This is a genomic window from Pseudomonas sp. NPDC079367, from assembly GCF_044542195.1.
In the GTDB taxonomy this organism is placed as follows: domain Bacteria; phylum Pseudomonadota; class Gammaproteobacteria; order Pseudomonadales; family Pseudomonadaceae; genus Aquipseudomonas.
In genome coordinates, this window is the sequence record NZ_JBITTW010000022.1 from 15,645 (window position 1) to 39,962 (window position 24,318).

At 60.1% G+C, this 24,318-nt stretch carries 21 protein-coding genes and 1 pseudogene; 14 read left to right on the forward strand and 8 right to left on the reverse strand.

Translation table 11 applies throughout. The features are described 5' to 3' along the window. Positions 1-11 precede the first annotated feature (11 nt). Positions 12-488, reverse strand: a complete 477-nt coding sequence (locus ACIGDJ_RS17475; RefSeq protein WP_101159271.1) for a PAS domain-containing protein — start codon at positions 486-488, stop codon at positions 12-14. A 153-nt stretch (positions 489-641) separates the two neighbouring features. Here ACIGDJ_RS17475 and ACIGDJ_RS17480 point away from each other — a divergent pair, with 153 nt between their 5' ends. The 4 genes from ACIGDJ_RS17480 to ACIGDJ_RS17495 all read left to right on the forward strand — a co-directional run bounded on the left by ACIGDJ_RS17480 (position 642) and on the right by ACIGDJ_RS17495 (position 4,024). After that, the gene (locus tag ACIGDJ_RS17480) at positions 642-1,097 is read left to right on the forward strand and encodes a flavodoxin (protein ID WP_397479343.1); all 456 of its coding nucleotides are present in this window, start codon (positions 642-644) and stop codon (positions 1,095-1,097) included. A 175-nt stretch (positions 1,098-1,272) separates the two neighbouring features. Beyond that, positions 1,273-2,055, forward strand: a complete 783-nt coding sequence (locus ACIGDJ_RS17485; RefSeq protein ID WP_397479344.1) for a class II aldolase/adducin family protein — start codon at positions 1,273-1,275, stop codon at positions 2,053-2,055. Beyond that, positions 2,055-2,957, forward strand: a complete 903-nt coding sequence (locus tag ACIGDJ_RS17490) for an alpha/beta fold hydrolase (RefSeq protein ID WP_101159274.1) — start codon at positions 2,055-2,057, stop codon at positions 2,955-2,957. The genes ACIGDJ_RS17485 and ACIGDJ_RS17490 overlap by 1 nt, the downstream gene beginning before the upstream one ends. Positions 2,958-3,112: 155 nt before the next feature. Then, entirely contained in the window at positions 3,113-4,024 is a 912-nt protein-coding gene (locus ACIGDJ_RS17495; RefSeq protein WP_101159275.1) for an SDR family oxidoreductase, read from the forward strand. 43 nt (positions 4,025-4,067) lie between these two features. Here ACIGDJ_RS17495 and ACIGDJ_RS17500 read toward each other — a convergent pair whose 3' ends face one another. Both ACIGDJ_RS17500 and ACIGDJ_RS17505 read right to left on the reverse strand, forming a co-directional pair. Continuing rightward, positions 4,068-4,328 carry a hypothetical protein gene (locus ACIGDJ_RS17500; RefSeq protein ID WP_101159276.1) on the reverse strand — a complete coding sequence of 87 codons (261 nt, stop codon included), beginning with the start codon at positions 4,326-4,328 and terminating at the stop codon, positions 4,068-4,070. Continuing rightward, positions 4,325-6,322 carry an S-type pyocin domain-containing protein gene (locus ACIGDJ_RS17505; protein ID WP_397479345.1) on the reverse strand — a complete coding sequence of 666 codons (1,998 nt, stop codon included), beginning with the start codon at positions 6,320-6,322 and terminating at the stop codon, positions 4,325-4,327. Before ACIGDJ_RS17505 ends, ACIGDJ_RS17500 begins: the two co-directional genes overlap by 4 nt. 785 nt (positions 6,323-7,107) lie before the next feature. Here ACIGDJ_RS17505 and ACIGDJ_RS17510 point away from each other — a divergent pair. The 3 genes from ACIGDJ_RS17510 (at position 7,108) to ACIGDJ_RS17520 (ending at position 12,986) form a co-directional block, all read left to right on the forward strand. After that, a complete protein-coding gene (locus ACIGDJ_RS17510; RefSeq protein ID WP_101159277.1) occupies positions 7,108-8,901 on the forward strand; it encodes a DUF1302 domain-containing protein in 1,794 nt (597 codons plus the stop codon). Positions 8,902-8,924: 23 nt separating this feature from the next. Continuing rightward, the gene (locus tag ACIGDJ_RS17515; protein WP_397479346.1) at positions 8,925-10,292 is read left to right on the forward strand and encodes a DUF1329 domain-containing protein; all 1,368 of its coding nucleotides are present in this window, start codon (positions 8,925-8,927) and stop codon (positions 10,290-10,292) included. 138 nt (positions 10,293-10,430) lie between these two features. After that, a complete protein-coding gene (locus ACIGDJ_RS17520) occupies positions 10,431-12,986 on the forward strand; it encodes a LuxR C-terminal-related transcriptional regulator (protein WP_397479347.1) in 2,556 nt (851 codons plus the stop codon). Positions 12,987-13,112: 126 nt separating this feature from the next. Here ACIGDJ_RS17520 and ACIGDJ_RS17525 read toward each other — a convergent pair whose 3' ends face one another. Then, positions 13,113-13,892, reverse strand: a complete 780-nt coding sequence (locus tag ACIGDJ_RS17525) for an IclR family transcriptional regulator (RefSeq protein ID WP_312995238.1) — start codon at positions 13,890-13,892, stop codon at positions 13,113-13,115. Between the two features lie 164 nt (positions 13,893-14,056). On the opposite strand from ACIGDJ_RS17525, the gene hmgA reads away from it, so the two are divergent. Genes hmgA through maiA form a run of 3 tightly spaced genes read left to right on the forward strand, consistent with a single transcriptional unit; the run spans position 14,057 to position 17,317 of the window. Continuing rightward, positions 14,057-15,361 (forward strand): homogentisate 1,2-dioxygenase, encoded by a 1,305-nt coding sequence (hmgA, locus tag ACIGDJ_RS17530; protein ID WP_101159280.1) that lies wholly within the window; start codon positions 14,057-14,059, stop codon positions 15,359-15,361. 3 nt (positions 15,362-15,364) lie between these two features. Then, a complete protein-coding gene (gene fahA / locus ACIGDJ_RS17535; RefSeq protein ID WP_397479348.1) occupies positions 15,365-16,669 on the forward strand; it encodes a fumarylacetoacetase in 1,305 nt (434 codons plus the stop codon). A gap of 12 nt (positions 16,670-16,681) precedes the next feature. Beyond that, positions 16,682-17,317 (forward strand): maleylacetoacetate isomerase, encoded by a 636-nt coding sequence (maiA, locus tag ACIGDJ_RS17540; RefSeq protein ID WP_101159282.1) that lies wholly within the window; start codon positions 16,682-16,684, stop codon positions 17,315-17,317. A gap of 73 nt (positions 17,318-17,390) precedes the next feature. Here maiA and ACIGDJ_RS17545 read toward each other — a convergent pair whose 3' ends face one another. Next, positions 17,391-18,194, reverse strand: a complete 804-nt coding sequence (locus tag ACIGDJ_RS17545) for a SirB1 family protein (RefSeq protein WP_101159283.1) — start codon at positions 18,192-18,194, stop codon at positions 17,391-17,393. Between the two features lie 185 nt (positions 18,195-18,379). Here ACIGDJ_RS17545 and ACIGDJ_RS17550 point away from each other — a divergent pair, with 185 nt between their 5' ends. After that, positions 18,380-19,399 (forward strand): Glu/Leu/Phe/Val dehydrogenase dimerization domain-containing protein, encoded by a 1,020-nt coding sequence (locus ACIGDJ_RS17550; protein ID WP_397479349.1) that lies wholly within the window; start codon positions 18,380-18,382, stop codon positions 19,397-19,399. A 172-nt stretch (positions 19,400-19,571) separates the two neighbouring features. Here the strand turns inward: ACIGDJ_RS17550 and ACIGDJ_RS17555 are convergent. Further along, positions 19,572-19,811 (reverse strand): annotated as a pseudogene (locus ACIGDJ_RS17555) (YebG family protein); the annotation flags it as partial. Positions 19,812-20,158: 347 nt separating this feature from the next. Here ACIGDJ_RS17555 and ACIGDJ_RS17560 point away from each other — a divergent pair. Beyond that, entirely contained in the window at positions 20,159-20,659 is a 501-nt protein-coding gene (locus ACIGDJ_RS17560; RefSeq protein WP_101159285.1) for a phosphate-starvation-inducible protein PsiE, read from the forward strand. On the opposite strand, the gene ACIGDJ_RS17565 is transcribed toward ACIGDJ_RS17560, so the two are convergent. Further along, a complete protein-coding gene (locus tag ACIGDJ_RS17565; RefSeq protein ID WP_016771632.1) occupies positions 20,656-20,973 on the reverse strand; it encodes a DUF3509 domain-containing protein in 318 nt (105 codons plus the stop codon). The genes ACIGDJ_RS17560 and ACIGDJ_RS17565 overlap by 4 nt on opposite strands. 263 nt (positions 20,974-21,236) lie before the next feature. Beyond that, positions 21,237-22,613 (reverse strand): L-serine ammonia-lyase, encoded by a 1,377-nt coding sequence (locus tag ACIGDJ_RS17570; protein WP_397479350.1) that lies wholly within the window; start codon positions 22,611-22,613, stop codon positions 21,237-21,239. A gap of 135 nt (positions 22,614-22,748) precedes the next feature. Between ACIGDJ_RS17570 and ACIGDJ_RS17575 the strand changes: the two genes are divergently transcribed. Together ACIGDJ_RS17575 and ACIGDJ_RS17580 are read left to right on the forward strand one after the other, a co-directional pair. Continuing rightward, a complete protein-coding gene (locus tag ACIGDJ_RS17575; protein WP_397479351.1) occupies positions 22,749-23,696 on the forward strand; it encodes a LysR substrate-binding domain-containing protein in 948 nt (315 codons plus the stop codon). A gap of 200 nt (positions 23,697-23,896) precedes the next feature. Continuing rightward, a complete protein-coding gene (locus ACIGDJ_RS17580; RefSeq protein ID WP_016771629.1) occupies positions 23,897-24,304 on the forward strand; it encodes an HPF/RaiA family ribosome-associated protein in 408 nt (135 codons plus the stop codon). The last annotated feature ends 14 nt before the right edge of the window (positions 24,305-24,318 follow it).

The following is a 24,318-nucleotide window of genomic DNA, read 5'->3' on the forward strand; positions in this document are numbered from 1 at the left end:
GTTAATGACCATCAGTTCGCGCTTTTGTTTGCGCCGTTCGTCGCTTTGATAGCCGCCAGCTCGTCCTGCAATGCAGCCACTTGTGCTTCCAGCTGCGCTACCCGCTGCTGCGCCCTGACCTGAACGGTCACATCCTTTTGCACACCGATGAAATATGTCTGGCCGTCATCGGCGTTCTTTACTGTCGACAGCGACAACTCATTCCAGAACGGTGTGCCATCCTTGCGATAGTTGCGCAGGATTTCGCGGCACGAACCACCCGTTCGCAACGTCTCGCGAATCAGTTGCAGACTCTGTTGGTCGCGGTCGCCAGCCTGCAGGAAGCGACAGTCCTGGTAGAGAATCTCTTCACTGCTGTAGCCGGTCAGCCGTTCAAAAGCGGGGTTTACGTAAATCAGGATGTTGTCCTGCTCGCCTTCCTTTTCAGCGACCACGATCCCGTCATTCGAGGCGTTGATCACCATTTGCAGCAGACTTGCGTTGATCATCCCAGAACCCCTCCCGTTGTGTCAGTGGCTGGCATTCTAGAAGAAAGGCACGGACTGTCTATAGGCCATCAGCGCGCAGTGAGGGCTGATCGCAGCTACGGCACATGGGCTGTTACTATCGCGGCTCTTTTTTTCAGTTTCAGGATCAGATTGATGAAAGTCGCCATTCTCTCCGGTTCGGTCTATGGCACCGCCGAAGAAGTCGCCCGCCACGCCCAGAACCTGCTGAAAGCCGCCGGCTTTGATACCTTTTACAACTCGCGCGCCACGCTGGCCGATCTTCTGGCGTCCGGCCCTGAGGCCCTTCTTGCCGTCACTTCGACCACTGGCATGGGCGAGTTGCCGGACAACCTGCAACCGTTGTATTCGACCCTGCGCGATCAGTTGCCTGCCACATTGCGCGGCCTGCCCGGCGCGGTGATCGCCCTCGGTGATGCCAGCTATGGCGACACCTTTTGCGGCGGTGGCGAGCAGATGCGCGAGTTGTTTGCCGAATTGGGCGTGAATGAGGTGCAGGAAATGCTGCGCATCGACGCCTGCGAAAGCGTGACGCCGGAAACCGATGCCGAGCCGTGGCTGGCGCAACTGATCGAAGCGCTCAAGGGCTGATCGGCCAGGATTTTCGCTGCACCTTGCAAGCGTCGTTGTGTCGGCAGTGATACAGGCTGTCTGCCTGACTGACTCGTTCAGTCATCAAGCTGGCTGCCAATGCAACTACGCGATGCCCTGCGCCTGACTAGACTGCTGACACGAGCAGAACAAGAAGAACGCAGAGGTGCATACAGTGAGCGTAGCCCCCGTCCAGTCGTCGCCGAATGTCAAAGACCAGGTCAGCGCTGCCGAGTGGCAGACTCGCGTCGACCTTGCCGCCTGTTATCGCCTGGTCGCGCTGCATGGCTGGGACGATCTGATCTTCACGCATATTTCCGCCAAGGTGCCCGGCACCGAAGATTTTCTGATCAATCCGTTTGGCTTGATGTTCCATGAAATTACCGCTTCAAGCCTGGTGAAAGTCGATCAGGCCGGCAATAAACTCATGGACAGCCCTTACGAGATCAACCCGGCCGGTTACACCATCCACAGCGCCGTCCACGAGGTGCGCCACGATGTGGTTTGCGTGCTGCATACGCACACTGCGTCGGGCGTGGCGGTGTCGGCGCAAAAGCAGGGGGTGCTGCCGATCAGTCAGCAGTCGTTGTTCGTGTTGTCGAGCCTGGCTTATCACGCCTATGAAGGTGTGGCGCTGAACCATGAAGAGAAGGCGCGTCTGCAGGCCGATCTCGGCGACAACAACTTTCTCATGCTGCACAACCACGGTTTGCTGACCTGCGGCGGCACCATCGCCGATACCTTTCTGATGATGTTCACCTTCCAGCGTGCCTGCGATATTCAGGTCATGGCACAAACGGGTGGGGCGGAACTGATCGCCATCGAATCGCAGATTCTCGCCGGCGCCAAGGCGATGATTGCCGGCGTGACCAAGAGCGCGCAGGGCATGGGCGGCGCGCTGGCGTGGCCGGCGCTGCTGCGCAAACTCGATCTCCAGGATCCGGGGTATAAATTCTAATGCCGCTCGCCGAGATTCCGCTGAGTGTCTGGCGCAAGCGCAGCCGGACGTTCGTTTTCCGTGGTCAGACGATTCGTTACTGGACGGTCGGGCAGGGTGAGCCGCTGCTGTTGATCCACGGTTTCCCGACCGCCAGCTGGGATTGGCATTACCTGTGGCAGCCACTGGCTCAGCGTTATCGGGTGATCGCCTGCGACATGCTCGGCTTCGGCGATTCGGCGAAACCGCGCAATCACACCTACAGCCTGCTGGAACAGGCCGATCTGCAACAGGCGCTGCTCGCCCATCTGCAGGTTGAACAAGCCGTGCATATTTTCGCTCATGACTATGGCGACAGCGTCGCTCAGGAATTACTCGCGCGGCATTACGAAAAACGCATCGAAGTTGCCAGTTGCGTGTTCCTCAATGGCGGTCTGTTTCCGGAGACCCACCGGCCTTTACTGATGCAAAAACTGCTGCTCAGCCCGATTGGCTGGCTGCTCGGCCGCGCCTTCAGCCGTGAAGCGCTGGTCAAAGGATTTCGGCAGATCTTCGGCCCGCAGACCCAGCCGACTGAAAGCGAACTGGATGATTACTGGAGTCTGGTCGACAGCAACCATGGCCCGCGCATCCTGCACAAATTGATCACCTACATTCCGGAGCGCCGGGTGCAGCGCGACCGCTGGGTGGCTGCCATGCAGCGGGGGGACATTCCCTTGCGGGTGATCGACGGCGCATTCGATCCGATCTCCGGCGTGCACATGGTCGAGCGTTATCGCGAACTCATCCCTGATGCGGACACCATTTTGTTGCCGGGCATCGGCCACTATCCGCAGACCGAAGCCCCGGTGCAGGTGCTCAAGCACTATCTGGCGTTTCGTGATCGTCTGGTATTGCCTCCGCGCAAGGTGGCTTACTCCTGATTTTCATCGAGAGCAGAGGCTCTAGGCGAGCTGGCAGTCTCGATCATCCCCCAGCCTTATCGCGCACCATTCAGCCCCAGCCGTGTTCGTTGTGACCCAAAGCGCCGTGCCTGACACTCGGGACCACTATCCCTTGGCCTGCTGGAGTTGCTGCAATGAATGAGCCTGTGCGTTTCGAAGATAAAGTCGTGATTGTCACCGGCGCCGGTGGCGGCCTCGGTCGTGCGCATGCGCTGCTGTTCGCCAGACAGGGCGCCAGGGTATTGGTCAACGATCTCGGTGGCTCGACGCAGGGCGAGGGCGCCAATGCCTCGGCCGCCGACCGCGTGGTGGCGGAAATTCGCGAGGCTGGTGGTATCGCCGAAGCCAACCATGACTCGGTCACCGACGGCGACAAACTGGTGCAAAACGCCCTCGACGTCTTTGGCCGCGTCGACGTGGTGGTCAACAACGCCGGGATTCTGCGCGACAAATCGTTTCACAAGATGGACGACGCCGACTGGGATCTGGTTTATCGCGTCCACGTCGAAGGCGCCTACAAGGTGACTCGTGCTGCCTGGCCGCATCTGCGCGAGCAAAACTACGGTCGGGTGATTTTCACGGCATCGACTTCGGGCATCTATGGCAATTTCGGGCAGTCCAACTACGGCATGGCCAAACTCGGGCTTTACGGGTTGACCCGAACGCTGGCGATCGAGGGACGCAAGAACAACATTCTGGTCAACGCCATCGCCCCGACCGGCGGCACACGCATGACCGAAGGCCTGATCCCGCCGCAAGTCTTCGAGCAGCTGAAGCCGGAACTGGTCAGCCCGCTGGTGGTGTATCTGGCCAGTGAGCAGTGTCAGGAAACGTCCGGCCTGTTCGAAGTCGGCGGCGGCTGGATGGGCAAGGTGCGCTGGGAACGTAGCCTCGGCGCCGGCTTCGACCCGCGCGAAGGGTTCTCGCCGGAGGATGTGGCGGCGCACTGGCAGCAGATTTGTGATTTCGAGGGCGCGGCGCACCCGAAGGACAATATTGAAGCGTTGAAGGAAATGATGGCGAATTTGCAGAAGTATTCGATTTGAAAGTATCGGAGCCACCAGCCTTCTTGCCTGGTGGCTCCAGCTTTCAGATGTATCTTTTTTCTGTCATGAACTTGGGGGGCTTCCAGTTAGGTCCTTTGATAGCGAGGCCCTTTTCTCCCTCCAGCAAGATTCCGGCAGCGAAGAGCCGAGAGTACGATGCTTCCAGGGCCCCATACTCGTTGATCAGGTCTCGATTGTGGCGTCTGATCGTCATGTCCAGATGTGGCGTTGCCTGAAGTAACGCGAACACCGTGACTATGTCATCCAGAGGTTCATTTTTAACGATCATCTCAACGGTGCTCATTGCCACACCTCCTTCAGCAATTTCTGGTAATCACGTTCTTCCTGCTCCGTTGCAGCAGCCAGTGCTTCGGGCGTGTAAAGAAGTTTGGGATCGTCTTTCAACTGGAAATCTTCCAACGTTGCCGTATGCACGTTATTCCAGATCGGTGACCCGATCTCAGGCATCTCGGTATCACCAAAGCCTAAAGCTCTGAATCTTTCGAACTCCCTTATCTCGTGAGTGTAGAAACGTTTGTCAGTGTCGGTAGCTTCGAGTTCTCCACGAGCGATTCGCTCCAGGCGTTCAAGCATTACGTCATTGGCAGCTGATTGCGGAAACTTCGAAATGTGTAACTTCACTATGTCCGTTCCTTCCGGTGAAACAATGGCTGTTGTCCACTGCAGATCTGCTATTTCATCTCCGATCTCGTCAGGGTTGAAACCACGTCCGCTGTGCTTCCCCTCTTCGGTCGCCCCCTCATACGGACCGCTGAACACCACATAAAGCGGCTCTATCCCCGAATCAGCCGGAAACACGATGATGAATCGATCCCAGCCTTCGACCAGGATCGGGTTCAGATCCAGCCGCCCCTCAAGCGGAACAATGGAAGCGCCGGGATAGGCGGGAGAACCGGTATCCACTATTGGCAAAGCGGTCGATTGCTCACCCGGTGAGATAGCGGGTGTCCAGGTCAGCACGTCGGTGGGCGAGTCCGATAGCGCGATCTGGTATACGTCGGTGAGCAAATCGTATGCGGCATTGAGAACCAGCACACTTGAGCGAATATGGAAGTCATCACTCGTAGCGACGAACACTTGCGTGCCAGCCCCGAGTCGCCTGATGCCTAGCCCGACCTGCATCTCCAAAGTACCTTGCCGGTCTGCGATTTCACGCAGTGTCTCGGCCGGCTCGGACGACAACTCGGCCAGTGGAACGCTCATCGCAAAGCGTTCCCCGTTGCCCAGAGGTGACGGCATCAATAGCGCTGCGAACCCCATCAATACCGGACTGCCGAACAGCGCCGTGCCCGTCGCTGTCAGGGTCGCTTTTGCCGTACGTAGCGCATTGAGTATTCCCGCCGAGGTAGCCGGGCTGAGCGGGACGGCTGTCGAAGCGAAAGAAACGGCCGGGCCGTTGCTGGCCATTGCTCCAGAGGCTGGAAAGACATGCTTCCTGTCCTCCTGTAACCGAGCCTGATCTGCCGCATGGGCCAGCGCCGCTGCTTCAGCTTTGGCTTGTGCCTCGGCCCGGGCGATTTTCAACTCAGCCAGCCGCTCTTTCTCCCGAGCTTCAGCCTCGGCATTCAGGCGCGCGGTCTCAGCCGCCAATCGAGCCTGTTCGGCATGCCGACGCTGTTTCTGCGCCAACGCGGCCAGACGCGCCTGTTCGCGTACGCGGGTTTCTTCCCGCTCACGGCGCACCGCTTCGGCAATGTCACGCTGGCGCTGTTGCTCCGCGGCAATGCGAGCACGTTCTGCAGCTTGGCGTTGCGCCTCTGCCGCTGCCGCCTGTGCCTGATCCTGGGCTTGTACGGTGGCCAGCCAATTGAGTACGCCAGCCTGTTGCTGGTTGAGCAGCGCCAATGTCTGGCCCAGCAGCCGCGCTTCGTGGGCGGCCCGAAACGACTCGCTCCACCACGCTCTGCTGCGGACCGCTGCGCCATGCGCGCGCCGATTGGCCGATGCCTGATTCAGGTAATCCTTGAAGGTTTTTCCCAGTGGATCGCTGCCATAAAAGCGATTGGCAATCGCGGTCTGCCGTTGAAACTCGGCGCTCTTGCGTTGAATCAACGTGTTCCTGACGCCCACTTCGCGGGCCAGTGCTGCGGCAGGTGGCAGAGGATTCGTCGGCCCTTCCAGCCTGGTCGCCGCCAGTTCGACCTCAATGGTTTGTGGAATCGAGGCGGTTCTTGCGTTGAATTCCTGTTCCACGGCGACTTGCGTTTCATGCATCAATTCACGCGTCTGCGGATTGGCGCCGGCAGGGTCGAACATGCCGCTGTAGGAGTAATTCATGTCACGTTCTTTGAACGGTTCGAAGCCATCAGGACCGAACTCCCGACTGGATCCAGTTCCAACGGTGGAGGCTTTGGCATATTCATATCCTTTTGAATGTGCGTTTTCACTCGATCGAAAGTGCGCACGGGTGGCGATGACATCCGTGTCACCAGCGAATGGTGGAGGTGTTTCAAGTTACCTCAGAGTGGCGGTAATCAAATCCGAGAAGCCCGTCAGTAACAGGGCGTTATGTCGAAAGGGTTTTCGCTGGTTTTCATCGATGCAGAAGGAATTCGTCCAGGCTTCGAAGAAATGTCTGACGCGCTGATCGGAAGCGTTGCCGAACCGCTATCCAGCCTTTTTGAACGCCCATAAAAAAGGCCGCTGCAGACGCAGCGGCCAAGGTAAGACGTTGGATCAAGGAGCTACAAATCAACGTCAGTGAACAGCGGGGCGATAAACCGAAAATCGATTCATCCGAAATCTGAAGCCAATTGCTCGCGCGTTCAGCGCAGCGAGCTCGGCGCTTTCACGTATGCGGGAAAGCGGTCTCAGAATACGGGCTTGAGGCTGTAGGAAAAATACCGATTCCGGACATGCACTGTTACGGGGCGCGCAACAGTGGCGTGCACATGGATGGCGCTGATGATGGGCCATCCAGCCAGTCCATGAACTGCTCCAGGCACCGCCGTGCAAGGCGATTCATCCTTTCGGGCGACAACGCAAATACCTCCTTGGTGCGCTTATCGACCGCTTCACCCGACAGTAGGGTGGGGCCTTCTGTCACTCACCGGGGAAGACGCATGACAAAAACAACAATGCGCGCCATCTTCACGCCGCACGCGCTGGCCGCAGCGGTGGCTTTGGGTTGCTGCGCCCAGGCGCAAGCGGTTGCGTTCAACATCGGCGAAATCGAAGGCACCTTCGACTCGTCCCTATCGATCGGCGCGAGCTGGGGCCTTCGTGATGCCGACAACTCGCTGGTGGGCACGGTCAATGGAGGCAGCGGACAATCTTCCACTGGTGATGACGGGCGTCTGAATTTCAAGAAGGGCGAAACCTTCTCGAAGATCTTCAAGGGCATCCACGACCTCGAGCTGAAGTACGGCGACACTGGCGTGTTCGTGCGGGGCAAATACTGGTACGACTTCGAGCTCAAGGACGAAGACCGCGAGTTCAAACAGATCAGCGACAGCGGCCGCAAGGAAGGCGCCAAGTCTTCCGGCGCGCAGATCCTCGATGCCTTCGTCTATCACAACTACGCCATCGCCGATTTGCCGGGCACCGTGCGCGCCGGCAAGCAGGTGGTGAGCTGGGGCGAAAGTACCTTCATCGGCAACTCGATCAACAGCATCAACCCGGTCGACGTTTCGGCATTTCGGCGTCCCGGTGCCGAGATCAAGGAAGGCCTGATCCCGGTGAACATGCTGTTCGGTTCACAAAGTCTGACCGACAAACTCTCGGTCGAAGGCTTCTACCAACTGGAGTGGGATCAGACCGTTCTCGACAACTGCGGCACGTTTTTCGGCGTCGACGTAGCGGCGGACGGTTGCACCAACGGCTACACCGTCGGCAGTCCGGCGGTGGCGCCGCTGGTGCCGCTGACCACTGCGTTCGGCCAAGGTATACAAGTGACCCGCGAAGGCGTGGTGATCCCCCGCGGTGGCGATCGTGATGCGCGCGATTCGGGGCAGTGGGGTACGGCGCTGCGCTGGCTCGGCGAAGACACCGAATATGGCCTGTACTTCATGAATTACCACAGCCGTACGCCGACGGTCGGCACCACCACGGCGGGGCTGTCGACACTGGCGGCATTGCCGGGCATGGTCGGCATCGCCAATGGCCTGGCGCCTGGCAGCGGTGCGGGGCTGGCGCAAAGCGTGATGCTCGGACGCGGTCAGTACTACCTCGAATATCCGGAAGACATTCGCCTGTACGGCGCCAGTTTCTCCACCACTCTGCCCACCGGCACCGCATGGACCGGCGAGATCAGCTATCGGCCGAACGCGCCGGTGCAGGTCAATACCAACGACTTGACCCTGGCCCTGGTCAACCCGATTGCCGGCGGTACCGCATCGCCACTCGCCACCTCGCCGGGCGCGGACAACAAAGGCTACCGACGCAAGGAAGTCACGCAGGTTCAGAGCACTCTTACGCACTTCTTCGATCAGGTACTGGGCGCCGAGCGCCTGACAGTGGTCGGCGAAGCGGCAGTGGTGCATGTCGGTGGTCTGGAGTCACGCAGTGAGCTGCGTTACGGCCGTGATTCGGTCTACGGCCAGTACGGATTCGGCGGCGATACCGACGGTTTCGTCACCTCGACTTCGTGGGGCTATCGCGCCCGGGCGATTCTCGATTACGCCAACGTCATTGGCGGGATCAACCTCAAGCCCAACCTCTCGTGGTCGCATGACGTCGCGGGGTACGGCCCCAACGGCCTGTTCAACGAAGGCGCGAAAGCCATCAGCGTTGGCGTCGATGCCGACTACCGCAACACCTACACCGCAAGCCTGAGTTACACCGACTTTTTCGGTGGCGATTACAACGTCCTCGAAGACCGTGACTTCGTGGCCCTGAGCTTCGGCGTGAACTTCTGATCTGCCCGAGAAGGATGACTGCAATGCGCAAAACGATTCTGCAATGTGGCGTGCTGGCCCTGAGTCTGCTGGCCGCCAACGTGATGGCGGCGGTGTCGCCGGATGAAGCGAACAAACTCGGCACCAGCCTGACCCCGCTCGGCGCCGAGAAGGCCGGCAATGCGGACGGTTCGATTCCGGCCTGGACCGGCGGCATCCCGAAAAACGCCGGTGCGGTGGACAGCAAGGGCTTCCTCGCCGACCCGTTTGCCAACGAAAAACCGCTGTTCACCATCACCGCCGCGAACGTCGAGCAATACAAAAGCAAGCTCTCCGATGGCCAGGTGGCGATGTTCAAACGTTACCCGCAAACCTACAAGATCCCGGTCTACCCGACCCACCGCACCGTGGGTGCGCCAGCGGAAATCTATGAGTCGGCCAAGCGCAGCGCGCTCAACGTCAACGCGATCAACGACGGCAACGGTCTGGCCAATTTCACCGGCAACCGCTACTACGCGTTCCCGATTCCGAAGAACGGCGTCGAGGTGCTGTGGAACCACATCACCCGTTATCACGGTGGCAATCTGCGGCGGATCATCACCCAGGTCACGCCACAAACCAACGGCAGCTACACGCCGATCCGCTTCGAAGAAGAGATCGCCGTGCCGCAACTGATGAAAGACATCGACCCGGAAAAAGCCGCCAACGTGCTGACCTTTTTCAAGCAATCGGTGACCGCCCCGGCGCGGTTGGCGGGTAACGTGCTGCTGGTGCACGAGACTCTTGATCAGGTGAAGGAGCCGCGCCTGGCGTGGATCTACAACGCCGGTCAGCGCCGTGTGCGGCGTGCCCCGCAAGTGGCCTATGACGGGCCGGGTACAGCGGCCGACGGCCTGCGCACGTCCGACAACTTCGACATGTTCTCCGGCGCCCCGGATCGCTACGACTGGAAACTGGTCGGCAAGAAGGAAATGTACATTCCCTACAACAGTTACAAACTCGACTCGCCGAAACTCAAGTACGACGACATCGTCAAGGCAGGCCACATCAATCAGGACCTGACCCGTTACGAACTGCATCGCGTCTGGGAAGTCATCGGCACGGTGAAACCGAACGAGCGACACATTTACGCCAAACGCCACATGTACATCGACGAGGACAGCTGGCAAGTGGCGCTGGCTGATCACTATGACGGTCGCGGGCAACTGTGGCGCGTCGCCGAAGGTCACGCGCAGTACTATTACGATCACCAAGCGCAGGCCTACACGCTGGAAGCGCTCTACGACATCATCGCCGGCCGCTATATTGCCTTGGGCATGAAAAACGAAGAGAAGCACAGCTTCGAATTCGGCTTCGAAGCCAAGGCTGCGGATTACACCCCGTCGGCTCTGCGCGCCGAGGGCGTACGGTAACGGGGCTGCTGCACCGCTGGGCAAAAGGCGACCGTACGGTCGCCTTTTTTATGGCCATCAATCAGCGTGCTGAATACTCGTCAACAAGCACGCAGGAGAGGGCTAGGGTGAGCGCACAACGATAAGAAGGCTCACCCGATGACCGCCATGACCCCGTGCCTGGATCGACCCGGATTTTTGCCCAGGCTTTCTTCGCATCATCAACCTCGCCCTCGCTTGAGTGAACCGCTGCTGGCATCGAGCGCGCGGGTCAGGCTGTTGTGTGCGCCCGCAGGTAGCGGCAAAACCGCACTGCTGACCGAATGCCTTTTGCAGATGCGCGCAGACTGCGAGGCAATCTGGTTGCCGCTGGCGGGCGCAGCGCTCAGCGCCGAGGCCTTTTGCCTGCGTCTGACTCGGGCGCTCGGGCTGGTCGAAGGCCTTGACGTTTCGCAGTTGTTGGCAGAATTGGCTCACTGGTCGAGGCCGACTTCGCTGTTTATCGACGACTACAGCCGTTTGCCGGACCCGGCGCTGGATGCTCTGCTGGATCGATTGCTGGCAGTCAGCAGCCCGGCGCTGACCTGGTGGATCAGTACTCGCCGTCGACCGCAGTGCAACTGGCCGCGCCTGTTGCTCGATGACGAACTCTACGAATCCGAGCGCGCCAGCCTGGCGCTGACTCACGGTGAGGTTGTATCGGTGTTGCGCCATTTGCCGCCAGACCAGGCGGACCGTGTCGCCGCCCGTATCATGCAGCGTACCGGTGGGTGGTGCGCGGGGGCGCGCATGGTGATTCTGCAAAAGTGCGACTGGTCGCAAAACCCGCAGCCGCAGCAGCGCGTCGACACTTTGCTCGACTACCTGCAGCACGAACTCTTCAGCCACCTGACGCCGGAACAGGACGAGGCATGGCGTGTTCTGGCTCACCTGCCACGGTTCAACGCGCTGTTATGTGAGCATTTGTTCGGCTCCGGCGAAGGCGCACAACTGCTGCAAGACCTGCAAGTGCTGGGCTGCTTTATCGAGCCGTGGCAGCACTCCGCTGACTGGCTACAGGTCTTCCCACCGCTGTCGCGAATCGTGCAGGCGTCGCATTGGCCGTGCGCGCGCTCCTGGCACCGGCGCGCCTGCCAGTGGTACACCGCGACGCAGGATTGGCGAGCAGCGTTCGAGCAAGCGTTGATGGCCGATGAGTACGAAACTGCCGTCAGCCTGTTGCAGCATTTGAGCGTCGAGGATTTGCTCGAAGACCAGATCGTCGTCCTGTTGTTGCGCTTGCATGAGCAACACACTCAGGAGCTGACCCTGATGACACCGCAGGTCATCGGGCTGGTCACCGGGGCCTTGATGTTCGCCGGTCGATTCGAACAGGCCGGGCAATGCCTGGCCCATCTCGCCCGCTTCATGCCGCAGCCGACAGCCCATCAGGAGCAGCAACTGCTGGCACGTTGGCTGGCGCATCAAGGTTGGCTCAGCCATCTGCAGGGGCAGATGGAGTCCGCACGCGCCAGCTTTCAGGAGGCGTTGTCAGGGCTGGCTGGGGATGCCTGGCAGGCGCGATTGATGTGCCTGTCGGGACTGACCCAGCAAGCGTTACTGGGCGGTGAACTCGATCAGGCTCATGCCCTCAATCGGGAGGCGTTGTGCCTGGCGCGCGCCCACGGCTCGTTGCTGTTCGAAGGGTTGCTTGAGCTTGACCATGCACAATGGCTCGAACATCGAGGAGCGCCGCTGCGTGCAGAGCAACTGCTGGTGGACATCGAGCACTTGCTGCGCCAGCGCGCCATGGTGCCCGTGCCGCTGCTGGGCCGGATTGCCCTGCGACGCGGACGGCTGGCGCTGTGCATGGGCCTCGAAGAGCAGGCTGCGGATCTGTTCAGCCGGGGCCTTGAAGATTGCTTGCGCAGTGCCGACAAACGGGTCTTGTACGGCTACCTGGGGCAAGCGCAACTGGCCGGCAATCGCGGTGATTATGCTTGCGCCTTTGAGCGTTTGCGCGAGGCCGAAAGAGTCATGCAGCAGCGCCAGATTCCCGATACGGTCTATCGCGGTGTCGTGCTGCAGGTCAGCAGTCAGTTCTGGTTGCAGCAGGGCCGACCGCAACTGGCGCAAGAAGCGTTGGGCCGGCTGTTGCGGCATTATCGCGGTCCCTCTGCGCTGCAGGCGCCGCCCGCAACGTTCGAGCTGATTATCCGCGTGGAATATTTGCTGGCCTGCGCGCACACGCGATTGCATCCAGATGGAAGCTGTCTTGCAGCCATCGAGCAGTTGCTGGAACAGGCTCAGGCCCGGGGCATGTTGACGGCGCAAACGGAGCTGCTGCTGGCCTGCGCCGAGTTGGCCGAATCAAACGGTGACACGGCAGCGGCACATCAAGCTTTCCAGCGAGCCGGTGTGCTGGTGGAACGCTGCCAGCTACAGCAGGCGCTGCGCGAATGGGAATTGCGCCGAGGAGGTTCGGGCAGGTTGATCGGCACGCAAGTGCCGGCCCTGCACTCCGAGCCGGGCGAGCCTGCGCCGGGGTTGAGTCGGCGTGAACGCGAAGTGCTGATGCTGATTGCTCAAGGAGCGTCGAATCAGCAAGTTGCTGAACAACTGTTTATTTCGTTACATACGGTCAAGACTCACGCACGGCGCATCAATGGCAAACTGGGTGTGGAACGTAGAACCCAGGCTGTGGCCAAAGCCCAAGTAATGGGGATACTTGTTTAGCGGGATTTGAGCGAGCGCGCTGTGCATCAACTGATCGGTTTCTTCAAGTCACTGATGAAAGAGGCTGACGCCGCGTAGAGCAAAACCACGGTTCGTTGAGCTGTTTCGAACGCTCATGGTTCGCCCTTATCTTTCATACCCCATCCGCCAACTCACGGCCCGCGTCGCAGCCAACAACCGCTGCGCCGCCGGGCCGTTTTCGTCGGCGTGAAACAACGAAGTCGGACCGACGATGGTCAGCACCGCAGCGATTTGCCCGACTGCGTTGAATACTGGCGCTGAGAGCGCGTCCACGCCCGGCATCAACAAACCGTGCACATGATGCAGACCGCGTTCGCGGATCTGTTCGCACAGCGCTGCATAAACTGCTTCGTCCTTGAGTGGATGCTTCGCGACAGCGATTTCCTGTTGGCGCAACTCAGCGGTTTCCCGGTGCGGCAGGTAGGCGCTGAACACCAGCCCGGTGGACGAGCTGAGTAGCGGCAGCACCGAACCCAATTGAGTCACGACTGTCACTGCGCGCACGGCCGGTTCGATGTGCACCACGGTTGCGCCCTGATTGCCCCATACCGCGAGGAAGCAGGTTTCATTGAGTTCATCGCGCAACTCGGACAGCGGCAGGGCGGCGACTTTCAATACGTCCATGCTGTTGAGTGCGGCCAGGCCCACGCGCAGCGCTTCGCGACCGAGGCCGTAATGGTTGGTCGCGGCATTCTGTTCGGCAAATCCGGAGGCAATCAACGCCTGCAGATAGCGATGCACCTTGCTCGCCGGCATTTGCACGTGTTCGGCCAGACGCGACAGCGAAGTCGACGGCGACAACTCGGCCAGGGCCTTGAGGATGTCGGTGCCGACCTCGGCGGAGCGGACTTTCTGTTTGCCGTTGCTGTCGCTGGTTTTTTCCATGGGGGCTGGCGGTTCCGGTTCGAATGGGCGTCTTTATAGCTTGACGCTGGATAGCGAGCAAATTACGTTATGCGTAATCAGATTACGATAATAACAACCCCGGCGTGCCGAGACCTCTGAACCAGAGCGATGGGCCACTGCCGACTCCCTGTTCAGGAGGCTCCATGAACTCCGATTCAACCGCTCAGGCCTTGGCGTATCAGTCCGGGTTCGGCAACGAATTCAGCACAGAAGCTTTGTCCGGCGCGCTGCCTGTTGGCCAGAATTCCCCCCAAAAAGCCCCGTACGGCCTGTATACCGAACTGTTCTCCGGCACCGCCTTCACCATGCCGCGCAGTGAAGCGCGGCGTACCTGGATGTACCGGATTCAGCCATCGGCCAATCACCCGGCGTTCGTCAAACTGGAACGGCAACTGGCAGGCGGATCGTTGGGTGAAGTGACACCCAATCGTCTGCGCTGGAACCCGCTGGATATTCCGGCCGAACCGACCGATTTCATCGACGGACTGATCAGCATGGCCGCCAACGCTGGCGCTGAGAAACCGTCCGGCATCAGCATTTATAACTACGTCGCCAACCGTTCGATGGAGCGCGTGTTCTTCAACGCCGATGGGGAGATGCTGCTGGTGCCGCAACTCGGTCGCCTGCGCATCGCCACCGAACTGGGCGTGCTTGATGTGGCGCCGCTGGAAATTGTCGTACTGCCGCGTGGCCTGAAATTCCGCGTCGAATTGCTCGACCCGCAGGCACGCGGTTACCTCGCCGAGAACCATGGCGCGCCGCTGCGCCTGCCGGATCTGGGGCCGATCGGCAGCAACGGTCTGGCCAATCCACGGGATTTCCTCACTCCGGTCGCCGCCTACGAAAACCTCCAGCAACCGACCACTCTGGTGCAGAAATTTCTTGGCCAGTTGTGGGCCACCGAACTCAATCATTCACCGCTGAACGTGGTCGCCTGGCACGGCAACAACGTGCCGTACAAATATGACCTGCGCCGTTTCAACACCATCGGCACGGTGAGCTTTGATCACCCCGATCCGTCGATTTTCACCGTGTTGACCTCTCCGACCAGTGTGCACGGTCTGGCCAACCTTGATTTCGTGATCTTCCCGCCGCGCTGGATGGTTGCCGAAAACACCTTTCGGCCACCGTGGTTCCACCGCAACCTGATGAATGAATTCATGGGGCTGATCCAGGGCGAATACGACGCCAAAGCCGAAGGCTTCGTGCCCGGCGGCGCGTCGCTGCACAGCTGCATGAGCGCCCATGGCCCGGACGGCGAGACCTGCACCAGGGCGATCAACGCCCAGCTGGCACCGGCAAAAATCGACAACACCATGGCCTTCATGTTCGAGACCAGCCAAGTGCTGCGTCCAACCCGCTTTGCCCTCGACTGCCCACAATTGCAATCGAGTTACGACGCCTGCTGGGCGACGCTGCCCGCCACATTCGACCCGACCCGGAGATAACCCATGACACAGAATTCCATCCCCCGCAGCTGGGTCGCTTCGGCCAACGGTCACAGCGATTTCCCGTTGCAGAATCTGCCGCTGGGCGTGTTCAGCCTGAACGGTTCGACGCCTCGCGCAGGCGTGGCGATCGGCGAGCACATCTTCGATTTGCAAGTCGGGCTTGAGGGGGGGCTGTTTGATGGTCTCGCACGCAGTGCGGTGCAAGCCATGCACGGCGGGCAGTTGAACGCGTTCTTTGAGCTCGGCCGTGAGGCGCGGGTTGCTCTGCGCGAACGCCTGATCGAGCTGTTCAGTGAAGGCAGCACCCTGCGCGGCAACATCGAAGCGCAAGGCGCGAAAGTCTTGCCGTTGGCTGCCGATTGCCAGATGCATCTGCCGGCCCGGATCAGCGATTACACCGATTTCTATGTCGGCATCGAGCACGCGCAGAATGTCGGCAAACTGTTCCGCCCCGATAACCCGCTGCTGCCGAACTACAAGCATGTGCCGATCGGCTATCACGGTCGCGCTTCCACGGTGCGAGCGTCCGGCACCGACGTGCGCCGGCCAAAGGGCCAGACGCTGCCGGCCGGGCAGACCGAACCGGTATTCGGCCCATGCGCGCGTCTGGATTACGAACTGGAGTTGGGTATCTGGATCGGGCAGGGCAACGAGATGGGCGAGCCGATTGCCATCGGTGACGCCGCCGAGCATATCGCCGGGTTCTGCCTGCTCAACGACTGGTCGGCACGGGATATCCAGGCTTGGGAATACCAGCCGTTAGGGCCATTTCTGTCGAAAAGCTTCATCACCAGTGTCTCGCCCTGGGTAGTGACGGCCGAAGCATTGGCGCCGTTCCGCACGGCGCAACCGGCTCGCCCTGAAGGTGATCCGCAGCCGCTGCCGTATCTGCTCGACAAGCGTGATCAGGACGGCGGCGCCTTCGACATCGAGCTGGAAGTGCTGCTGCGTACCGAAGCCATGCGCGAGCAGAACCTGCCGGCCCATCGCCTGACCCTGAGCAACACTCGCTACATGTATTGGACTGTTGCGCAAATGGTTGCGCACCACAGCGTCAACGGTTGCCAGTTGCAGGCCGGTGACCTGTTCGGTTCGGGCACATTGTCCGGCCCGGAAAACGGTCAGTTCGGCAGTCTGCTGGAGATCACTGAGGGCGGTAAGAAACCGATCGAACTGGCCTCCGGCGAAGTGCGCAAGTTCCTTGAGGACGGTGACGAAATCATCCTGCGCGCCCGCTGCGCCCGCGAAGGTTTTGCCTCGATCGGCTTCGGCGAGTGCCGCGGCACCGTGATCGCTGCACGCTGACAGGAGCGGCTCATGGATCTCTATGGCTATTACCGCTCCACTTCGTCGTACCGGGTGCGAATTGCGCTGGCGTTGAAGGGTCTTGATTACCAGGCGCTGCCGGTCAACCTCATCGCACCGTCGGGGGGTGAACACCGGCAAGCAGGATTTCTGGCGATCAATCCCCAGGGCCGGGTGCCTGCCTTGCGCACTGACGACGGAGCGGTGCTGATTCAGTCGCCGGCGATCATTGAGTTTCTGGAGGAGCGTTATCCACAGGTGCCGTTGCTGCCGGATGATCTGGTGGCGCGCGCACAGGTTCGCGGTGTTGCGGCGGTGATCGGCTGCGATGTGCATCCGTTGCATAACGTCAGCGTACTCAATCGCCTGCGGCAGTCGGGGCAGGATGAGGCGCAGGTGGTGGAGTGGATCAGTCACTGGATCACCCAAGGGCTGGCCACGGTGGAGCAGTTGATCGGCGACAGCGGATTCTGTTTTGGCGAATGGCCGTGTGTGGCGGATGTGTATCTGATTCCGCAGTTGTATGCGGCAGAGCGGTTCAGCGTCAGCCTTGAGGCGTATCCGAAAATCCGCCGCGTAGCTGCGCTAGCGGCTGAACATCCGGCGTTTATCACAGCGCATCCAGCCAATCAGCCGGACACACCGTAACCTTGTGGGGCGGGCTTGCCCGCCCCACAGAGGTTTGTATCGGGTTCAAGGGGAGCGAGCCTGCACAAAGCGGTCAATGAACGACGGAGTTGGGTGGCAGATGCCCGAGGCGTTCGGTCAGGCGCAGACGCTGGATCGGGTCTTCGCTGAGCAATAACGCATGCTCAAGGTCGAATCGTTCTGCGTTCGGGCAATCCAGCCGTTGATACAGACTGGCGCGAGCCATGTAGTCGGCGGCCTTGGCGCCACCCAGTTCGAGTACCCGCTCAGCATCAATGAGCGCGGCGATAAAGTCGTCATGGGTCAGGTGCAATTGACGCAGGTTGCGTGACAGGCGCTGCAGCATCTGCACCGGCGTTGCCGTCAGCAGATGCTCGGCGCTGAGCTGCATGTTCGGCCCGTATTGTCGTTGTAACAGTTCGCGACAGTCATTGGGATACAGCCGTCGCCCGCCGCATGGGTCCAGCAAGTGGTCGGCGCCGGGAACCCGCAGCAGAAAATGTCCGGGGAAGTTGACCCCGACCAAAGGAATCTCGAGCCCATGCGCGAGTTCCAGCGCGATCAACGCCAGTGCCAGCGGCTGACCGCGTTGGGTCTGTAATACACGATGCAGCAGTGCCGCTTGCGGGCGCAGCGGCAGGAAATCATCCTGCGCAAAACCCAGGTCGACCATGCGGCGCAACAGCGGTTGCGCCAGTTCGCTGACCGGCAGCATCGGCAAGCCGTAGCTGATTCGTTGTTGCAGATCATTGAAGGAGCGCAGCAGCGCCTCGGGTTCGAGAGTTTTGTCGTGCTCAGCGCTTATCCACAGCGCAGCTTCCAGCAGGGCTGGCGGCGAGCGGTGCAGGCAGTCGAAAAAGCGTTGGCGCGGACTCATCAAAAAACTTCCTCCAATGCCTCGTTTTAGCCCCGTCCGGGTGGTTCGTCCAGTGGCTGGCTCCTTGAGCGCAGGTTATAGCAGCCTGACAGTGTCCGCTCGGCGGCTGATGCCAGCGCGCGGCAGCAATTTCCAAGGGCAAGCCTATACTGGCGTTCTACCAGAAGTGATTCGGGAGCCTGTCGATGTTCGCTCTCATGCAAAGCACTCGCCTGGAATCGCTGCATCTGAGCGTTGACCCGGGCACCGGGTTAAAGGCGGTCATTGCCATTCATAACAGCCGCCTGGGTCCAGCCTTGGGCGGTTGCCGTTACCTTGCCTATCCCAACGACGAATCTGCGGTCGAGGACGCCATTCGCCTGGCACAAAACATGAGCTACAAAGCAGCACTGGCCGGCCTTGCGCAGGGGGGCGGGGTGGCGGTGATCGTGCGTCCGGTCCACGTAGAAAATCGCGGTGCGTTGTTCGAGGCTTTCGGCCGCTGTATCGAGCAACTCGCCGGCCGCTACATCACCGCCATCGACAGCGGCACTTCAGTGGCGGATATGGACTGCATCGCCCAGCAGACCCGGCATGTCACCAGCACGACTTCAGCAGGCGACCCGGCGCCGCACGCGGCCATGGGCGTGTTCACCGGCATTCGCGCGACGGCGATGGCGCGTCTGGGTAGCGACAACCTGGAAGGCCTGCGCATCGCCATCCAGGGGCTTGGCAATGTCGGCTTTGCGCTGGCCGAGCAACTGCATGCTGCGGGCGCCGAATTGCTGGTCAGTGACATCGATCACGGCAAGGTGCAACTGGCGATGGAACAACTCAATGCCCACCCGATCGCCAACGATGCATTGCTCAGCACGCCTTGCGATATTCTTGCGCCTTGCGGATTGGGCGGTGTGCTCAACAGTCATTCGGTGTCACAGCTACGTTGTTCGGCAGTTGCCGGCTCGGCGAACAATCAACTTTCGCACCTTGATGTGGCGAATCAACTGGAACGGCGCGGGATTCTTTATGCGCCCGATTATGTGATCAATGCCGGCGGGCTGATCTACGTTTCGCTGAAGCATCGTGGCGAGGAATTGCCGATCATCACGGCGCATCTGTCGAAAATCAGTTCGCGGCTGACCGAAGTCTTTGCTCACGCCCAGGCGGAAAAACGCTCGCCGGCGCGGGTGGCGGATGAGTTGGCGGAGAAGGTTTTGTATCGCTGAAAAAGCAAAAGATCGCAGCCTTCGGCAGCACCTACATTCCGAGTGTAGGAGCTGCCGAAGGCTGCGATCTTTCTGATTACTTCGGCGTTTTAGCTGCTTTGGCGGGCTTCGCCGGCGCCTCGTCAGGCTCTGCCGCTTCAGCTTTTTCGACGGGCTCGGTCGGCGCGTTGATCAGCTCCGACAACGCATCGGGCTGGCTCTTGAACGCCCGGGCGAACACATCGCGATTCTTCGCCATGTAGATCCCGGCTTCTTCGACTTGCTGTTCGGTCAGGGACGGAACGGCTTTTTGCAGCACATCGGCCAGATATTCGGCCAGTTCGAGCATTTTGTCATGACGATCAGCTTCGGCTTTATCCATGAACAAGCGCTCCAGATCTCGGCTGCTGCGGTATACCACTTCGACGGCCATTCACCACCTCACATGCCTTCACGTTAAGTTGTCTTGACGACTACTGTATCCATATACAGCGAAAAGGATAAGCGAATCCCTGCGCCATGGGTAGTGGCTTTTCAATGTAGACCGGATTTGGCGTTTGTCAGGGGGCCTTGTCGCTGCCATTCGCGAGCAGATGTGCTCCCACAGCTATGTGTGCAAAGCGGCGAGCCTGCGACCAAACGCCACGGCGCGGGATTTGCGGCGGATCGCCATGATGCGTGGCCCTGAACCTGCATGAAACTCATTGCAACAAGGCGCGCGCGCAAAAACGTCACGTGCGATACGCATCATCCGCCCGAAACGGGCTAAGGAAACTCATCGTGAAAATCAACTGGGCCGAGAAACTGCGGCGTAACGTGCATCAACTGGCCGAGTCCCTGGGCAACCTGTTCGTCGAGACCTTTCACTACCTGGCGCTTTTCGCCATTGGCGCGGTGACGGCGTGGGCGGCGGTGATGGAGTTTCTCGGGATGCTCGAAGTCGGGCACATCAAGATTGATGACATCCTGTTGCTGTTCATCTATCTGGAACTGGGCGCGATGGTCGGGATTTATTTCAAGACCAACCACATGCCGGTGCGCTTTCTGATCTACGTGGCAATCACTGCGCTGACGCGGCTGCTGATTTCCAATGTCTCGCACCACAACCCGCCGGACATGGGCATCATCTACCTGTGCGGCGGCATCCTGTTGCTGGCGTTCGCGATTCTGGTGGTGCGTTATGCTTCGTCGCAATTTCCCTCGGTGAAGATCGAGAACCCGCAGCGCAAGATCGGCACGGGTTCCGGCGAGCATCCAGAAGTGGAAAAGGGCGAGCTTTAAAGGCCCGCCGCCTGGCCGGGCTGGCCTTTGACGCGTGGCGGTGGCGGGGTCAGCCCGGCGCCGCTGGTCATGGCTTCGAGGATCGACATGGCGCTGTGGCCCTGTTCGATGGCGATGCCGAACTGGATGCTTTGCACCAGGCGTTTCAAACGCTCGGGATCGTTGCGCTGTTCGGCGCTGATCATGCGTTTGGCCACAATGCGGCCGGCGTTGGACAGGGTCAGCATGATGCTGCCGTCCAGCCCCTGAATGCTCAGATTGATCTGATAGTCCGGCGCGAAGGCATCGGTAATGATTTGAAATGGGTTGTCCATGATGCGTCACCGCCTGATTGAACGTGCAGTTGTTGACCGGCCATGATCCGATTTGGTTCGCAACACCAGACCACTGGCATCTCGTTCGCTGAGGTTCGCAATCTCCGTTTGCCTCAAGGGCGATGTAGCAAGGGGCATGCCGGAAAAATTGTCGAACAATAAACACGCCATAAAAAACGGCGAGCTTTCGGGCTCGCCGTTTTTTATGGCGCGTTTTCAGGGCAGGAATGAGTCGATGATCGCGGACGGTGCAATCAGGCGGATCAGCATTCCACCCAATTCACCGCCAGCCCGCCCCGCGACGTTTCCTTGTATTTGTCATGCATGTCGGCGCCGGTGTCACGCATGGTGCGGATCACCCGGTCGAGGGAAATGAAGTGGTTGCCGTCGCCGCGCAGGGCCATTTGTGTGGCGTTGATCGCCTTCACCGCAGCGATGGCGTTGCGCTCGATGCACGGCACTTGCACCAGACCGCCGACCGGATCGCAGGTCAGGCCGAGGTTGTGTTCCAGGCCGATCTCGGCGGCGTTTTCCAGTTGCTCAGGTGTCGCGCCGAGGACGTCGGCCAGGCCGGCGGCGGCCATTGCGCAAGCCGAACCAACTTCGCCCTGACAGCCAACTTCGGCGCCGGAGATGGAGGCGTTTTTCTTGCACAGAATGCCGACGGCGGCTGCGCCGAGAAAGAACGCGACGACGTCATCGTCAGACGCGTCCGGATTGAATTTCATGTAGTAATGCAGAACGGCCGGAATGATTCCGGCGGCACCGTTGGTCGGCGCGGTGACCATGCGCCCGCCGGCGGCGTTTTCTTCGTTGACGGCGAGAGCGAACAGGTTGACCCATTCCATTGCCGACAGGGTTGAACTGATCACATTCGGTTTGCCGATTTCGAGCAGACTGCGGTGCAGTTTCGCCGCGCGACGCGGCACTTTCAGCCCGCCGGGCAGGATGCCTTCGTGGCGCAGGCCTTGTTCGACGCACTCGCGCATCACCGACCAGATGTGCAACAGGCCCTGACGGATCTCGGCGTCGCTGCGCCAGGCGCGCTCGTTGGCCATCATCAGTTCGGATACGCGCAGATTGTGTTGTTTGCACAGGGCGAGCAGTTCGGCGGCGCTGGAAAAATCGTACGGCAACACCACGTCGCTCGCCGGCGCCGCGCCAGATTCGGCTTCAGCCGCTTCGACGATGAAACCGCCCCCCACCGAGTAATAGGTTTGCGCGAACAGCTCGGCGCTTTCGCCAAAGGCCGTCAGCGACATGGCGTTGGGGTGATAGGGCAGGCTTTCGTCGAGCAGCAGCAGATCGTTCTGCCAGTCGAAAGCGATCGAACGCTGACCGGCAAGCGACAATTGCCCGGTTTCGCGTAATTGCTGGATGCGTGGATCGATGGTCGAAGGATCGATGCTGTCCGGCCACTCGCCCATCAGGCCCATGACCGTCGCGCGGTCGGTGGCGTGGCCAACACCGGTGGCCGACAGCGAGCCGTACAGGCGGATTTCCACTCGTCGCACGTCATTGAGCAGATGCTGATTGATCAGGGCCTGGGCAAATGTCGCCGCTGCGCGCATCGGACCGACGGTATGGGAACTGGACGGGCCGATGCCCACTTTGAATAGATCGAAAACACTGATAGCCATGCTAAACCCTTACAAGCAATGGAGTAGGAATCGCTGCCATTTTTTGTCGGACAAGCGCAATGTCGGCGATACTGCCTGCCTCCGTTCGAGGTGACCAACGAAACCTCCTAAGACAGCCTTTAGCAGGACTAAACAATGACTCGTCAATTGCATGCTCAGACCTACGTCTGGCTGCAGGTATTTGCCTGTGCCGCGCGGCACTTGTCGTTCACCCGTTGTGCCGAAGAGCTGCACATCACCCCGGGCGCGGTCAGCCAGCAGATTCGCCAACTGGAAGAGCGCCTCGGCTTTCGCCTGTTTCATCGGCGCGCGCGCGGCGTTGAGTTGAGCGCAGAAGGGCAGCGGCTGGCGATTACCGTCAATGAAGCGTATGGCAGCATCGACGCCGAATTGCGCCGACTGGACGCCGGGATGATCAGCGGGACGTTACGGTTGCGCTCGATCCCGTCGTTTCTCGGCAAGTGGCTGACTCCGCGCCTGCCGCGCTTGCAGCAACGCTTTCCGGACATCCAGTTGCGCCTGGTGGCCGAGGACAGCAGCGTGCCGCTGCATGAGGGCGATTTCGATCTGGCCATCGACCTCAACGATGGCAGCTACCCCGGATTGTTATCCACAGCCTTGCTCGACGAGCAGATTTTTCCGGTGTGCGCACCAGGCTTGCTGCGCGGGCGGCCGCCGCTGCACGGGCCGGCGGATCTGGTGCATTTCCCGCTGCTGCACGACATCACCGCCTGGCGTGGCAGTTACGAATACGCGGAATGGGAGTTTTATTTGAATGCGATCGGCTTCGAAGGCGCCGATGTGCGACGCGGACATACCTTCAATCGCAATCACCTGACCATCGAAGCGGCGATTGCCGGCATGGGCGTGGCGATTGCCCGGCGCACGTTGCTCAACGATGAGCTGGAGCGCGGCACGTTGATTGTGCCGTTCGGCTTGTCGGTGCCCAACCATAAACGCTACGTGCTGCTCTATGCGCCGGGGGCATTGAGCCATCCGGGCGTGCGCGCTGTGCATGATTGGCTGGTGGAGGAGGCGGGGATTTTTCGCGGTCTGCACCCGCTGAACGACGGGCAATTGTGAGCAGATTTTGCCAACAGGCGAGGCGAATCAACTCCCGACATTAACAGCGCTTCGCTTGGTTGTCCGGCTTTTTTTGCGAATGAATATTTTTCTTTTTTCAGGGGTTGAAATGTTCGACGGTCGGGCCGATTGTTGTAACCAGGAGGTCAGGAAATTCAACTCACGGCCTCCAGCGAGCTAGCTGAAATAAGGGATGAACTATGCAAATCCAAGTCAACAGCGATAACCATATTCAAAGCAGTAAGCGACTGGAGGAGTGGGTACGTACAACTATTGAGAGCACGCTCGACCGTTATGAAGAAGACCTGACCCGTGTCGAAGTCCACCTGAGCGACGAGAACGGCGAGAAACCAGGTCCCCATGACTTGCGCTGCCAACTGGAAGCGCGGCCAAAAGGCCACCAACCGATTTCCGTGACCCACAAAGCCGATTCGCTGGAACAGGCGATCGACGGTGCTGCCGAGAAACTCGAGCACAAACTGGATCACCTGTTCGGCAAACTGCGAGGTAAACCACGCGCCGCCGTAGTGCCATTTACCGGCAAAGCCAATGACAAACTGTTGGCAGAGGAATTCGACGAGAACGAACAGGCAGCGATCAACAGTTGATGCGCTGATTTCAC

Excerpts from the sequence above, each read along its gene's own strand:
- ACIGDJ_RS17475 (WP_101159271.1), bottom strand. The coding sequence starts at position 488 with ATGATCAACGCAAGTCTGCTGCAAATGGTGATCAACGCCTCGAATGAC.
- ACIGDJ_RS17480 (WP_397479343.1), top strand. The coding sequence starts at position 642 with ATGAAAGTCGCCATTCTCTCCGGTTCGGTCTATGGCACCGCCGAAGAA.
- ACIGDJ_RS17490 (WP_101159274.1), top strand. The coding sequence starts at position 2,055 with ATGCCGCTCGCCGAGATTCCGCTGAGTGTCTGGCGCAAGCGCAGCCGG.
- ACIGDJ_RS17495 (WP_101159275.1), top strand. The coding sequence starts at position 3,113 with ATGAATGAGCCTGTGCGTTTCGAAGATAAAGTCGTGATTGTCACCGGC.
- ACIGDJ_RS17500 (WP_101159276.1), bottom strand. The coding sequence starts at position 4,328 with ATGAGCACCGTTGAGATGATCGTTAAAAATGAACCTCTGGATGACATA.
- ACIGDJ_RS17505 (WP_397479345.1), bottom strand. The coding sequence starts at position 6,322 with ATGAATTACTCCTACAGCGGCATGTTCGACCCTGCCGGCGCCAATCCG.
- ACIGDJ_RS17510 (WP_101159277.1), top strand. The coding sequence starts at position 7,108 with ATGACAAAAACAACAATGCGCGCCATCTTCACGCCGCACGCGCTGGCC.
- ACIGDJ_RS17515 (WP_397479346.1), top strand. The coding sequence starts at position 8,925 with ATGCGCAAAACGATTCTGCAATGTGGCGTGCTGGCCCTGAGTCTGCTG.
- ACIGDJ_RS17520 (WP_397479347.1), top strand. The coding sequence starts at position 10,431 with ATGACCGCCATGACCCCGTGCCTGGATCGACCCGGATTTTTGCCCAGG.
- ACIGDJ_RS17525 (WP_312995238.1), bottom strand. The coding sequence starts at position 13,892 with ATGGAAAAAACCAGCGACAGCAACGGCAAACAGAAAGTCCGCTCCGCC.
- hmgA (WP_101159280.1), top strand. The coding sequence starts at position 14,057 with ATGAACTCCGATTCAACCGCTCAGGCCTTGGCGTATCAGTCCGGGTTC.
- fahA (WP_397479348.1), top strand. The coding sequence starts at position 15,365 with ATGACACAGAATTCCATCCCCCGCAGCTGGGTCGCTTCGGCCAACGGT.
- maiA (WP_101159282.1), top strand. The coding sequence starts at position 16,682 with ATGGATCTCTATGGCTATTACCGCTCCACTTCGTCGTACCGGGTGCGA.
- ACIGDJ_RS17545 (WP_101159283.1), bottom strand. The coding sequence starts at position 18,194 with ATGAGTCCGCGCCAACGCTTTTTCGACTGCCTGCACCGCTCGCCGCCA.
- ACIGDJ_RS17550 (WP_397479349.1), top strand. The coding sequence starts at position 18,380 with ATGTTCGCTCTCATGCAAAGCACTCGCCTGGAATCGCTGCATCTGAGC.
- ACIGDJ_RS17565 (WP_016771632.1), bottom strand. The coding sequence starts at position 20,973 with ATGGACAACCCATTTCAAATCATTACCGATGCCTTCGCGCCGGACTAT.
- ACIGDJ_RS17570 (WP_397479350.1), bottom strand. The coding sequence starts at position 22,613 with ATGGCTATCAGTGTTTTCGATCTATTCAAAGTGGGCATCGGCCCGTCC.
- ACIGDJ_RS17575 (WP_397479351.1), top strand. The coding sequence starts at position 22,749 with ATGACTCGTCAATTGCATGCTCAGACCTACGTCTGGCTGCAGGTATTT.
- ACIGDJ_RS17580 (WP_016771629.1), top strand. The coding sequence starts at position 23,897 with ATGCAAATCCAAGTCAACAGCGATAACCATATTCAAAGCAGTAAGCGA.